Source organism: Chloracidobacterium sp. (assembly GCA_016715795.1).
GTDB lineage: Bacteria > Acidobacteriota > Blastocatellia > Pyrinomonadales > Pyrinomonadaceae > OLB17.
On record JADJXP010000002.1, the window covers coordinates 1,053,125 to 1,065,779 of the forward strand.

The 12,655-nt window shown below is 54.7% G+C and carries 15 protein-coding genes and 1 pseudogene; 10 read left to right on the forward strand and 6 right to left on the reverse strand.

Annotated features, from left to right (window positions below; translation table 11 throughout):
* Positions 1-38: 38 nt before the first annotated feature.
* A complete protein-coding gene (locus tag IPM59_09760; protein MBK9215868.1) occupies positions 39-734 on the reverse strand; it encodes a hypothetical protein in 696 nt (231 codons plus the stop codon).
* A 305-nt stretch (positions 735-1,039) separates the two neighbouring features.
* Here IPM59_09760 and IPM59_09765 point away from each other — a divergent pair, with 305 nt between their 5' ends.
* Together IPM59_09765 and IPM59_09770 are read left to right on the forward strand one after the other, a co-directional pair.
* A complete protein-coding gene (locus IPM59_09765; GenBank protein ID MBK9215869.1) occupies positions 1,040-1,438 on the forward strand; it encodes a helix-turn-helix transcriptional regulator in 399 nt (132 codons plus the stop codon).
* A gap of 42 nt (positions 1,439-1,480) precedes the next feature.
* The gene (locus IPM59_09770) at positions 1,481-1,867 is read left to right on the forward strand and encodes a hypothetical protein (GenBank protein MBK9215870.1); all 387 of its coding nucleotides are present in this window, start codon (positions 1,481-1,483) and stop codon (positions 1,865-1,867) included.
* A 64-nt stretch (positions 1,868-1,931) separates the two neighbouring features.
* On the opposite strand, the gene IPM59_09775 is transcribed toward IPM59_09770, so the two are convergent.
* From IPM59_09775 to IPM59_09795, 5 genes and pseudogenes are all read right to left on the reverse strand, one after another.
* Positions 1,932-2,321, reverse strand: a complete 390-nt coding sequence (locus tag IPM59_09775; protein ID MBK9215871.1) for a type II toxin-antitoxin system death-on-curing family toxin — start codon at positions 2,319-2,321, stop codon at positions 1,932-1,934.
* A complete protein-coding gene (locus IPM59_09780) occupies positions 2,318-2,545 on the reverse strand; it encodes an AbrB/MazE/SpoVT family DNA-binding domain-containing protein (protein ID MBK9215872.1) in 228 nt (75 codons plus the stop codon). The genes IPM59_09775 and IPM59_09780 overlap by 4 nt, the downstream gene beginning before the upstream one ends.
* A gap of 52 nt (positions 2,546-2,597) precedes the next feature.
* A complete protein-coding gene (gene aroF / locus IPM59_09785) occupies positions 2,598-3,623 on the reverse strand; it encodes a 3-deoxy-7-phosphoheptulonate synthase (protein ID MBK9215873.1) in 1,026 nt (341 codons plus the stop codon).
* Between the two features lie 68 nt (positions 3,624-3,691).
* Positions 3,692-5,632, reverse strand: a pseudogene (gene argS / locus IPM59_09790) (arginine--tRNA ligase).
* A gap of 243 nt (positions 5,633-5,875) precedes the next feature.
* Positions 5,876-6,190, reverse strand: coding sequence for a PilZ domain-containing protein (locus IPM59_09795; protein MBK9215874.1), 315 nt, complete (start codon positions 6,188-6,190; stop codon positions 5,876-5,878).
* Positions 6,191-6,284: 94 nt separating this feature from the next.
* Between IPM59_09795 and folE the strand changes: the two genes are divergently transcribed.
* The 8 genes from folE (at position 6,285) to IPM59_09835 (ending at position 12,604) form a co-directional block, all read left to right on the forward strand.
* Positions 6,285-6,866, forward strand: a complete 582-nt coding sequence (folE, locus tag IPM59_09800; GenBank protein MBK9215875.1) for a GTP cyclohydrolase I FolE — start codon at positions 6,285-6,287, stop codon at positions 6,864-6,866.
* Positions 6,867-6,868: 2 nt separating this feature from the next.
* Complete coding sequence (locus IPM59_09805; GenBank protein MBK9215876.1) at positions 6,869-8,530, forward strand: M28 family peptidase; 1,662 nt, start codon at positions 6,869-6,871, stop codon at positions 8,528-8,530.
* A 63-nt stretch (positions 8,531-8,593) separates the two neighbouring features.
* On the forward strand, positions 8,594-8,869 hold the full coding sequence (locus tag IPM59_09810) for a type II toxin-antitoxin system Phd/YefM family antitoxin (protein MBK9215877.1): 276 nt from the start codon (positions 8,594-8,596) through the stop codon (positions 8,867-8,869).
* Positions 8,850-9,257: a type II toxin-antitoxin system VapC family toxin gene (locus IPM59_09815; protein MBK9215878.1), complete on the forward strand. Its 408-nt coding sequence runs from the start codon at positions 8,850-8,852 to the stop codon at positions 9,255-9,257. The genes IPM59_09810 and IPM59_09815 overlap by 20 nt, the downstream gene beginning before the upstream one ends.
* Entirely contained in the window at positions 9,254-11,323 is a 2,070-nt protein-coding gene (metG, locus tag IPM59_09820; protein ID MBK9215879.1) for a methionine--tRNA ligase, read from the forward strand. The genes IPM59_09815 and metG overlap by 4 nt, the downstream gene beginning before the upstream one ends.
* Positions 11,324-11,605, forward strand: a complete 282-nt coding sequence (locus tag IPM59_09825; GenBank protein ID MBK9215880.1) for a BrnT family toxin — start codon at positions 11,324-11,326, stop codon at positions 11,603-11,605. It abuts the gene before it with no gap.
* Positions 11,583-11,798: a hypothetical protein gene (locus IPM59_09830; GenBank protein ID MBK9215881.1), complete on the forward strand. Its 216-nt coding sequence runs from the start codon at positions 11,583-11,585 to the stop codon at positions 11,796-11,798. The genes IPM59_09825 and IPM59_09830 overlap by 23 nt, the downstream gene beginning before the upstream one ends.
* Positions 11,798-12,604 (forward strand): TatD family hydrolase, encoded by an 807-nt coding sequence (locus IPM59_09835; protein ID MBK9215882.1) that lies wholly within the window; start codon positions 11,798-11,800, stop codon positions 12,602-12,604. Before IPM59_09830 ends, IPM59_09835 begins: the two co-directional genes overlap by 1 nt.
* Positions 12,605-12,655 lie beyond the last annotated feature (51 nt).

Consider the following 12,655-nt stretch of genomic DNA (forward strand, 5'->3'; position numbering starts at 1 on the left):
AGCCGGGCGGCGATCCAAAACTCTGTCGCGGCTGCTGCCTAGCCGGCCCGGCGAATGGGTGCCATGCTCCGCTGCATGCCCTGCAGGTGGGCGATCAGGTCCGAAGCGGCACGCTTCGACAACTCCTCGACCGCACAGTGCATCGCTGCGGCACATTCGGCGTCAACGTCGATCTTTGACTCGCGGCCGACCGCGCGGATCATGCCGATCTGTTTGGCCGTGACCATGTCGCTGAGGCTTTTGGCCATCGGGTCGGTGTTTACGGGATGCGTCCCGACGGCGTGCGGCTCGTCGTTCTGCTCGATTGAGTCAAACTCCTTTTTATACAGCTCACGGGCGATGCCAAATTTTACGGCCGCCCGCTTGAGCGCGTCGTGCTCGGCCTTCTTGATGCCAGTCTCGCTAAACGCTTTTCCGGTGCCCAGTCCTTCACGTGTCACGCCGTCGATCGTGATCGCGACGGTGACGGTGATGATCTCGCCGATCGCTCGTATGTCCTTTACCGTGTGGCCCCAGTTCGGTGCCGTCTCATCGAGGATGTCGGCGACGGTGTGCCACTCGACATATTCGACCATATGGACGTTGCCGTTGCGGTCGCGGCGTCCGGCACGCTGGCGGATCAGATTGGGATCGACTGTTTTGCGGAGCTCCTTAAGCGTGCTCGAAAAATCGAGAACGTTGTTAGCGATCTCAGTTGTTTCTGTGGTGGTTGTTTCGTTAGTGTTGCGTTTCATTGTTCTGTGTTCTCCTTCGTTGTGTTGCTCGGCTCGCCTCTATCACTATTTCCTTTCGGGCTGTCTGAAAATTCCCGAATAGATGATATCGGTGGCCGCTGTTCGCCGCGCTTCAGACATTGCCGCGACTCAGCTTTTACTTGTCAAAAGATGCCTTGTACTTGCATCTGTGCAACAGAGTAACAAAAAAATATTTTCGTTGCAAGCATGAATTTTATGTTGCATTAAGAAAAATCATGTGTTATGTTTTATTCGTGAATGCGAAAAAGCATCCGTGACACTCTAGGAAATACCAGGAGGAAACTATGGCAGACAACAGTTATGAAAGTTTGATCAACACCGCCGATCTCGGCAAGGCGATCAAGCGCCGCCGCGAGGAATTGAAAATGAGCCTTCGCGATGTCGCTGACGTCATTGAGGTATCGGCATCAACCCTTTCGCGTATCGAGAACGGGACCGGACGTCCCGATACCGACAACATCGCCCGTATCACACGCTGGCTCAACATGCCCGTCGATCGCCTGATGAAGCACTCGACCGATGGCGTCGAACCGGTGATCTATTACCCGCACGAACCGACGACTGAGATCATCTCGGCCCACCTTCGCGCGGATAAGAACCTTGCCCCGGAAACGGCCGAGGCGCTGTCGGAGCTTTTCCGCGTCGCCTACAAGCAGTTCAGCAAGACGGGTAAGAGGAAATAGCTAAACCAAACGAGACGATAAAACTACACGAGAGACAAAAATATGACACACACGAATGATAGGAACTTTCGCTGGTTTTTTGGGATCGACACGGCGGTGGTGCTGTTCTTTTTGGCACTGGAATACGGCCGCGCGGTCCGCGTTCTGACGTTGGACGGAATTCTCATGGCAATCACGATGGCAATGATCGTCGTGCTGCCATACTTTTTGCCGTCAAATTATCAGCGGCCGGCGTTCTTTAATTGGCTGATGGGCCGCACCGGCATAATGGCCTTGGGGCTCGTTCTTGGTGCATCCCTGACGGTCGGCATCGATGTCGGCTTGCCCGCGTCGCTGCGATTCATGCCAATGACATTCCTGATACTGACCACGATGATCAGTTGTTATGTTCAGTTCTACGGTCTGTTGAGACTTCGCCCGGCGAAATAGGCAAAGGGAGCTGCGGCGAAATAGCAGAAACCCGCTCGTGTCTCGGGAGCACGAGCGGGTTTTTCTATTCTGCGGGAAGCAACTGAAGAAGTTCGGCAAGGTCACTCTTGCCGGCTTTGCGATTCGCGATATCGATTAGAATCTCGTACAGCCGCTTATCGGGATCGAGGATCACGATTCCATTGAGGTCGAGAAACGCAAGACACGAAACCAACGCCGTTCGCTTGTTCCCGTCGAGAAAGGGTTGGTTCTCCGCGATGTGAAACGCGTAAGCGGCCGCCATTTCGAATATACCGGAATGCAGATACTCACCACCAAAACTCGCCTGTGGCGTCATCACCGCCGATTCGAGGAGCGTTTGGTCACGAATCCCGTGAATGCCTCCGTAGGCATCAAGTTGTTCGCTGTGAATTTCCAGGACTTCGGCGACAGTCAGGAAGATAGGCTCGATCACTGAGCCAATTTGCGAAGCGTTTCATCATGATTTTTCATCACACGCTTCACCGCCGACCGCAACCGTTTCTCACGAGCTTCATTCGTGAGTGGCTCGATGATCAGGCGGTCGCCGTCGGTCCTGACTTCGAGAGGGGTATCCCGCTCGATCCGTAGAAGATCAAGAATAGGTTTTTCGATAATGATACCGAGACTGTTACCTATCGCCACGAGATTCTTCATCATGAAGTAATGTTATAACGACGTTATTACGAAAGTCAAGAAATATTTTACAGCTTCAGACGACCGCTGCGGCCACGGTGTTAGCTACCGCTTCGTGAATTCTTGTGAGTGCGCCGGCTAATTCTAAGTATTGCGTCAGCGTCAACGCCTGTGCGCCGTCGCAGAGGGCCTTTTCCGGATGCGGGTGGACCTCGATTATCAGGCCGTCCGAGCCTGCCGCCACGGCGGCGCGGGCCATTGGGGCGACGAGATAATTATGGCCGGTGCCGTGCGAAGGATCGACGATGATCGGAAGGTGCGAGACGCGTTTTACGGCCGGGACGATCGAGAGGTCGAGCGTATTTCGGGCATGGCCTGCGAAGGTGCGCACCCCTCGTTCGCAAAGGACGACCTTCTCGTTGCCCTCCGCCATCAGGTACTCGGCGGCGAGCAGCAGTTCGTCCAGTGTCGCCGATAGGCCGCGTTTGAGCAGAACCGGTTTGCCAGAACGGCCGGCGTATTTTAGCAGCGAGAAATTCTGCATATTCCGCGCTCCGATCTGGATGCAGTCGGCGTATTCGGCAACGGCGTCAACACCCGGCTCGTCCATCGCTTCGGTAATGATGTTGAGGCCATGCCGGTCGCGCACCTCGGCGAGCATTTTCAGCCCCTCGATTCCCAGTCCTTGAAAAGCATATGGTGACGTGCGCGGCTTGAAAGCACCGCCTCGGAAGAACTTTGCTCCGCTTGCCGCCACGACCTCGGCCGTCGCCAATACCTGTTCACGATCCTCGAGCGCGCACGGCCCCGCGATGATCGCAAGATCGCCGCCGCCGATCGATGAATTTCCGATCGGAACTACTGACGCCGCACGGCCGTTCTTGACGGTAAGCCGGTAAGGCTGCGTGATCCTCATGACGTCTGCGACGCCGGAGATATTCTCAAATGCTCCCGGATCGATCGAGCCTTTGTTGCCGGTCACCCCGATCGACGTCTGGCGGCGGCCCGGAACGATATGTGCCTCGAAGCCGAGCGCTTCGACCGCTCTGAGGACGTTTTCTATTTGCTCGGCCGTCGTATCCGGCCTCATCACGATGAGCATAAATAACCTATACCGCCAATCTTAGCAAAGTTACAAACATAAATGCTGAGACTGCCAAATTCAAACTCTTACATTCGCGCCGGAACTTCGATCCCGAGCGTTGCCAGCGCCGCGGTAAGCGCCCGACGCGTCATGTCGGCGACGACCACCAGGACGGCCCGCTTCACATCATCGGTCTCGGCAATGATCTTGTGGTTGTGATAGAAGAGGTTAAAGGCCTTTGCCAGATTGAAGGAATATTTCGCAAGGATCGCGGGTTCGTTGGCGTTCGCAGCCTGCTCGACGGTCTCGGCTAGCCGTGCCGCCATCATGGCCATCGACCATATCTCGTTGCCGGCCTCTGAAGCAAATATCTCGCTGACAGACGCAGCATCGGCAAGCCTGTTACGGCATTCCTGAATGGTTTCGCCCTTTTCGTCCAGTTTTCGAAATATCGAATTTGCTCTGACGGCAGAATACTGACAAAAGCAGCCAGTCTCACCGTCAAATGAAAGAGCCTCCTTAAAATCGAAGACGATCACAGTATTGCGAGTGAACTTGAGCAAGAAATACCGCAACGCTCCAACTGCGATCTGGTGCGCGATGTGTCGCTTCTCGTCTTCGTCCGCGTCCGGATGTCGCGACTCGACCTCAATATGGGCATTTGCTTCGAGTCGGTCGATCAGATCGTCGGCCTTTACGCCGAGGCCTTTGCGGCCGGACATTTCAATGAATGAGCGTTTGCGGTCTTCTTCATTCAACACGAAGCCGAGTTCCTCTGCCGCTGCGGGGGAAAGCGCGACCATCTCGTAGGCGAGATGGACACTCGCCTTTTCGCCTCGCTCCGGCGAGATCGCCGCGACGCCTTTTTTAACTACCTCTTGTGGATAAGATTGTCGCGTGTCGATGACATTATAGATTGTCTCGCCACCGCCAAAATGTGTGTGCTGATGGTCGTCCGGGTTGGGAGTCGTGATCCAGATCTCTTTGCCGTCGCCGTATGTATGAAAAAGGCGATAGTTAAAATCGAGCCCAAGGATGCCCAGTTTCCACATTTGATAGGCGATGTCTTTGCCGGTGTAAGTGACCGTCCCGTTCGATCTAACGAGTATCTTGTCGGCCTCGTGTTCATCGCTGCCCTCGTGCGATTCCCAGGGCATCACCCAGCATCCCGCATGCGGGCCGTCATCGACATAGTGAATCACACCGAGCTGTTTCATTTGCTCGAATGCCTTGTCCCAAAAATGCAGATGCAGTATCTCGCTCTCGCGCGGCAGCAGGTCGTAGCGGATCGACAGACGCTCCATCGTCGCGGTGATGCATTCGACATTGCGGGTCGCGACGTAGTCGGCTAGCTCCGCCGTTGGGTTGTTGCCTTGTTCAATAAGGTGCAGAACTTCGGCTCGTTTTTCCTTCAGGGCTTCGTCCGTCTGATATTGCTGACCAACTTTTGCGTAGAGATCCCAACAGTAATAGTCGAAAGACTCGCCTTTGGCCGTTATCTGTGAATCGAGAGCTTTGATCGATGCAAGATCGCGGCCTTCCAAATAGATAAAACCAACTACAACATCGGCGACCTGAACGCCCGTGTTGTCGATATAGTTCTGCACCTCGACCTGTTTTCCGGTCGCTGTAAGGATGCGCTGGAAAGTGTCGCCGAGAACCGAATTGCGCACATGGCCGATATGCGCGGCCTTGTTCGGATTGACGGATGTGTGCTCGACGCAGACCTTTTGACCGTGCTTTCCGTTATTTGGCAGCGGTTCGGCTGAGGCGTTGACCGAGAGAAATGCCGCCCTGTCGAGAAATACGTTGAGATATCCCGGCCCGGCGATCTCGGTGCGGGCAACCGCTTCGAGATTTTCGAGCGAAGCTTTCAGGGTTTCAGCTATTGCTCGTGGGTTCTGTTTCTCGTCCGTCTGTTGTTTGATCAGCTTTGCCAGTTCGAATGCGACAGGGAACGCGGCGTCGCCCATTTCGGTTTTCGGCGGGACCTCGAGCGGGATGTCTTCGAGTTCAATGCCAAACTCGCGGCGCGCGGCCTCGATGACCGTTTTTCGCAAAATGGCTTGTATTTCAGATAAATTCACTCTATATTTCGCTCCAAAAGCAAAAACCAGAGTATATCGCGACGATGGCCGGTTTGTGTAGGAAGGGAAGTCAGAGGGAGCGTTTTAATTCGTGCATTCGTGGCTATTCTTGCGATCGTAAGAATAGGCCACGAATGCACGAATAAACCCAAGTTAAGACACTACAAAGTTAGACGCTAGGACTTAGCGTCTCATCAATATGGCTCTGCACAAGCCGCAGGTTGTCGCCGGAGAGGTCGAGGAACTGAACGCCAAAGCCGTCGCCATGCTGCATATGCGGACAATAGCCGAACAGGTTGCAAGGCTCGCACTCCTCGGCATCTTGAATCTTAGGTTGATGACAGTGCCGACCGAATACACCTGCCTGCTTTGAACGAACGCTCCGCCGACGCTCAGGTCGCGCAGGAATTCGTCCGTTCGCGTAAAAATACCGTCCTGTCCGATCCATAGTTCGGTTCGCAGGCTGATGCGCGGGTGTTTTCTTAGTTTTTCGTACATTGCGGCCGTGGCGGGAGCCTGCCTTCGATAATAAACCGAAAATGGCCGCCGCGTTTCAGTTTTCTCTGATAAACGCTAAAATCAATCATTTACAATGGCTGCGAAAAAATCTCGAAAACCCGACCGCAAGAAGATCGAAGCGGGCGTCCGCCTGATGCTCGAGGGCATCGGCGAAGATCCGGATCGTGCAGGACTGAAGCGAACGCCCGAGCGCGTCGCCGACTTCTACACCGAGCTGACCGAGGGCATGTGGGTCGATGCTTCGTCTCACATCGTTCCATTGCCCGGTGACAGCCACGACGAGATGGTGCTGGTCAAGGACATCTCGATCGCGTCCGTTTGCGAGCATCACCTCGCACCGTTCGTCGGCAAATGCCACATCGCATATATCCCGAAGAACGGCCGCATCATCGGTCTTTCGAAACTCGCCCGGATCGCTGAGGTATTCTCACGGCGGCTTCAGGTGCAGGAGCGGCTCACTCAGGAGATCGCTCAAACGTTGTTCAAGAACCTCGCACCTGTCGGTGTGATGGTAGTCATTGAGGCCGAGCACACCTGCATGACGCTGCGAGGGGTCAAAAAACCCGGAGCGATAACGATCACGTCGGCCGTCTTGGGCGGATTTAGGAAGGATTCAAGGACACGATCTGAGGCAATGGCATTGATAAAAGGATGAGAATGAGAAAACTAACTGCTTTAGTTCTGGTATTCGCGTTCGCGTTGACCGCGGCCTCTGGCCAGGATTGGACCTCAAAGTTCAACGCCACGAAGATGCGCGAACGCGTGATTCGACTCTCGGCCGATGATCTCGAAGGCCGCGGACCCGGCACGGCTGGCGGCAAGCGGGCGGCTCAATATATTGCCGATCAATTGAAAGCAAGCGGCGTCAGGCCGGGCAACGGCAAGAGCTATTTTCAGAACGTCAAGCTCGTCGGAGTTAAGGCTGATCCCGAGACGCGGCTCACGGCGACCATCACAAAGGGCCCAACGAACCGGTATTTTGATTTCGGTGATGATTTTGTTGTGACGACCGGCACGCAGACAGCCGAGGCCAACGTGAATGCCGAGGTTATCTTTGTCGGCTATGGTATCGACGCTCCGCTGTATAACTGGAATGATTACAAGGGCGACGCCGACCAGTACAAGGGCAAGGTCCTGATGATCATGGTCAACGATCCGCCCGCAACCGACAAGGAACCAGATCTGTTTGGCGGCAAGGCTCTGACATACTACGGCCGTTGGACATACAAGTACGAGGAAGCCGCCCGTCGTGGTGCGGCCGGCGTCATCTTGGTCCACACGGATCAATCTGCCGGCTACGGCTGGAATGTCGTCCGGACATCGAACGGCAACTGGCGATACGAACTCGCGCGAGGCGTCGGTGATAAAACGCCATTCCTGCCGATCCGCGGCTGGATGACGAATGAGGCCGCCGAGGACCTCGCCAAGGTCGGCCATCACGACCTCGATGACCTCAGAAAACAGGCGCAGCGTCGTGATTTCAAGCCTGTTAACCTTGGAGTTACTGCACATCTCAATCTCAAAAGCGAGGTCCAGACTCTTGGCTCGCCCAACGTCGTCGGCATCGTGGACGGCAGCGATCCGAAGCTGTCGAAAGAGTTTGTCGTCATTACCGGCCATTGGGACCATCTTGGCATCGGCTCACCTGACGCCCGCGACGATAAGATCTTCAACGGTGCGTATGACAACGCCTCCGGCGTGTCGGCGATCCTCGGAATCGCAGACATTCTTGCGAAAATGCCGAAGAATAAGCGGCCAAAACGATCCATCCTTTTCCTTTTCACCACAGCTGAGGAACAAGGCCTGCTCGGGGCCGAATATTATTCGCATCATCCGCTCGTCCCGCTCGCAAAGACAGCCGCGAACGTCAATATTGACGGCGTCAATTTCTTTGGCAAGACCGAGGATTTCTCGGCTCTTGGCGTTGAACGCTCGACGCTGATGGGTATCCACGTTCAGACGGTTGCGGCGGAGCGGAGCATGACGCTTCAGGGCGATATGCGGTCCGAGCAGGGCTTCTTCTTCCGTTCCGACCATTTTCCGTTCGCAAAGGTTGGCGTGCCTGCGATCTCGCTGCGTCACGGTTCTAAGTTCACGCCGGCTTTGACGGGCGATGCGTTGAATTTCTTTAAGGACTACACGGCAAAGTACTATCACCAGCCGTCCGATGAATACAAGCCGTGGTGGAATACTGAGGCAATGGTCCAAAACGCCGAACTCGGCCTCGCCATCGCGGTCAGGATCGCTAACGAGCGCAAAATGCCGCGATACGACGACACGGACGAATTCGCGGCGGCGGACAAGAAGAGATTTAAGTAGCTTAGCCAGGCTATTGACTTGGCTTAGCTAAGCATGAGAGAATAGTAATTGAAGGATCGTGCGATGACGAAAGTAAATGTTCACGAGGCGAAGTCTCAACTAAGCAAACTGATAGAACTCGCAAAAAACGGCGAGGAAGTTATCATTGCGAAGAACGGAAAGCCAGAAGCCCGCCTGACCGCCTATGAGCCCGAACGAAAAAGTTGGGTAGGGATGGACGCGGGCAAGATATGGATCGCAGACGATTTTGATGAATGGCCGCAAGACATGCTTGAGCTGATGAGCGATCCAAAGATATTCCCCGACGAGAACGGTCCGGATGATGAAAATTCTAATTGATACGCACATATTTCTTTGGATCTGTAGAAATGAGCCTCGACTCCCGGATAAAGCGATCGCGTTCGTCGAAAATATCGATCGCAACAGGTTCTATCTCTCAGACGTAAGCGCTTGGGAGGCGGCAATAAAATATGGTCAAGGGAGGCTACACCTACCCGAGGCTCCTGAGCGATTTTTCCCTGACCGGGTGAGACGTGCGGGTTATACTCATCTTCCGATTGACCTGACGCACGTTACAAACGTGCATGGCCTGCCGCCGATACATCGTGATCCGTTCGACCGGCTGCTTGTCTCGCAGGCCAAACTCGAGGATATGACGTTGCTCTCCGAGGATGCGGTATTCGACCAATACGATGTCGATACCATAAGACTCCGTGACATTTCCTGATGGCCGACACCTTTTACATCACAACCCCGATCTACTACGCCAACAGCCTGCCCCATCTGGGGCATCTGTATACGACCATCGTGGCGGACGTGCTTCAAAGGCATAAGCGGCAGCGGGGGTTTGAGACTTATTTCCTGACCGGAACCGACGAGCACGGCATTAACATCCAACGTGCGGCCGAGCGTGAGGGAAGGACCCCGCAGGAGCAGGTTGACTACATTTCTGGCGAATTAAAGCGAATGTTCGCGGATTTTCGGCTCGATGGCGAGCACGGCGGCTATGACGTGTTTATGCGCACGAGCGAACCGTTCCATTACGCCGGTGTGCAGCATTTATGGCGTGAGATCGCGAAAAACAAGACGCCCAAAGGGAGTGAGCCGATTTACAAAGGCTTTTATGAGGGCTGGTTCTGTGCTCCGTGTGCGGCCTTTAAGACCGAGGACGAATACACGACGCCGGAGGGTTCGGATGTGCCGAATTGCCTCATTCACGAGCGTCCGCTGGACCAAATAGCCGAGGAAAGCTGGTTTTTCCGTCTTTCGGACTATGAAGAATGGCTCATTGATGTGATAGAAAGTACGGACGGTCTCGTCCGGCCGGATGCTCGGAAAAACGAGGTTTTGGCCTTTATTCGCCGAGGTTTACAGGATCTTTCGATCAGCCGGCTCAAATCGTCCGTCTCATGGGGCATTCCTGTGCCCGACGACGAAGGTCACGTGATGTACGTCTGGCTCGACGCGCTCTCAAACTATATAACTGCAATAGGTTACGGGAATGACGAGCGTTCGGGTTTGGACAAATACTGGCCCGCGGTTCATTTGGTCGGTAAGGACATCCTGCGTTTTCATACGGTTTACTGGTTTTCGTTCCTCCACGCCGCTGGGCTTGTCCTGCCAACGAGTGTTTATGCTCACGGAATGTGGCTGGATGCGGACGGCCGTAAGATGAGTAAAACCATAGGTAACGTGATAGAAGTTGATGTATTACATCAATACTTCCAGGTCGATGCAGTGCGTTACTTTGTGCTGCGCGATATGGTCTTTGGCCAGGATGGCAAGTTTGGCTACGAAAACCTCATCGAACGCGCCAACGCAGACCTCGCGAGCGGCCTCGGGAACATGGCGAGCCGCACGTTCTCGATGATCACCAAGTACCGTGACGGCGCGATCCCGGACGGTAAGATCAGTGAGGAAAATTACATCAACGCCAAGCGAGCGGGCATAAATCCTGACGATCAAGAGCTGGTGTCGATCCTCGGGCACGCTCGGGGCGAGTTTTTGCGGCGGTTCGAGAATTTCGAGTTCAGCCAGGCCCTCGAAACGCTTTGGACCGTCATCGCCCGCATCGACAAGATGATCTCCGACGCAAAGCCGTGGGAACTGATCAAAGACGACAAACAGGCCGAAACCCTCAACGCCGTCCTTTATCGGGCGAGCGAAACACTCCGCTGGCTCTCGATCCTGCTCTATCCCGTTATGCCCGAATCGGCTCAGAGTATCTACGCCCAGATCGGCCTCGACGACGATATTTCGAAATTCGATCCCTCCAACCTCGCATGGGGCGGCCTCGCCGCCGCGACAAAGATCGGCGAAACCGTCGCGGTGTTCCCGCGAATAGACAAACACAAAGTTATGAATGAGATACAGTCAGAACCACCTGCGGTAGCGGGTGGCTTAACCCCCAAGACCGACAAGCCTGCAGGCGAGACGCCTGCGGTCCAGTCAGAAGAGCCGAGCTATGTCACCATCGACGATTTCATCAAGGTCGAACTCCGCGTCGGCGAGATCAAGGTCGCAGAAAAGGTGCCCGACGCCGACAAACTGCTGCGTTTCGAGGTGGATCTTGGTGAAGAAAGCCCGCGCCAGATCCTCGCCGGCCTCGCCGAGTGGTACGACCCTGAAAAGCTTATCGGCCGCAAGGTCGTCGTCGTCGCCAACCTAAAACCCCGCAAAATGCGCGGCCTCGAATCCCAAGGCATGATCTGCGCCGCCTCCCTGACCGAGGACGATACGCCGGCGATCGCGACGTTCCTGGAGGATGTGAAGATCGGAGCTAGGTTGAAATAGATGCAATTTGAATGGGATCAAGAAAAGGCAGCCCTGAATCTGAGAAAGCATGGAGTTGGCTTTGATGAAGCGAAAACCGTATGGGACGATCTTTTCCACATTGATCTTTTTGACCATTTGCATTCCGTCGATGAGAATCGCTTTCTGATGGTGGGCGAGTCGAGCAGCGGCAGGCTCCTGATTATTTCTTATACCGAACGCGAAAACCGCGTTAGAATAATTAGTGTAAGGGAACTAACTCCGCGAGAACGAAGAGATTATGAGCACGGATACTTTGAATGATGACCTGCGGCCCGAGTACGATCTGACTCAGTTCAAGGTCAGGCGCGTGGGTGAAGGGCGTCGGCTAATGAACCAGATCCAACTTGACGTGGATGTTGCAAAGGTCTTTCCTACCTCTGAGTCAGTCAACGAGGCGCTTCGCTTTCTCATTCGCATCACCAAGCAGAACAATTCCGAGATCGTTCCTGAATGATCCTCATCGATTCGCACTGCCACATCGACGGTGAGCATTTTGATGCGGACCGGGACGAGGTTGTCCAGCGGGCTAGGGACGCCGGTGTTGAGCTGATGCTCAATGTCGGTACGGGCGATCCGCGGACGGACGATTTTGAGCGGGCGGTTGCCGTAGCTGAAAAATATCCATGCGTTTACGCCAGTGTCGGCGTGCATCCGCATGACGCGAAGCTTTACGACGACGCTGCGGAAGAGCATCTGATTGGTTTGACCAAAAGTGAAAAGGTCATCGCCTGGGGCGAGATCGGTCTGGATTTTTATTACGATCACAGCCCGCGCGACGTGCAGGTCAAGGTCTTTCGGCGGCAGATCAGGACGGCAAAGCGGTTGGGGCTGCCGATAATCGTTCACAGCCGCGATGCAAATGACGAGACGGTCGAGATATTGACCGAGGAATATTCCGGAATAACTGATAACAGAGAACTGATAACTGATAACAGGCCGGGCGTGATGCATTGTTTTGGCGGAACGCCGGAGATGGCTGAGGCCTTGATACGGATCGGTTTTCTGATCTCGTTCGCGGGGAATGTGACGTTCAAAAAGGCCGATAACCTGCGCGACGCGGCCCGAGTGGTTCCGCTCGACAGGCTGCTTGTCGAGACCGATTGCCCGTTCCTGACGCCGGTGCCGCATCGCGGGAAACGTAATGAGCCATCGTTTGTGGTTCACACCGCCCAATTCCTGGCTGACCTCTATTGTGTGGACTTCGCGGCACTGGCCGAACAGACGACAAGGAACTTTCACCGCCTTTTCAGAATCAACTAGTTTCTGTAACTTCTCTGCGTTCTCCGTGCTCTCTGTGGCAAAATAACCCCT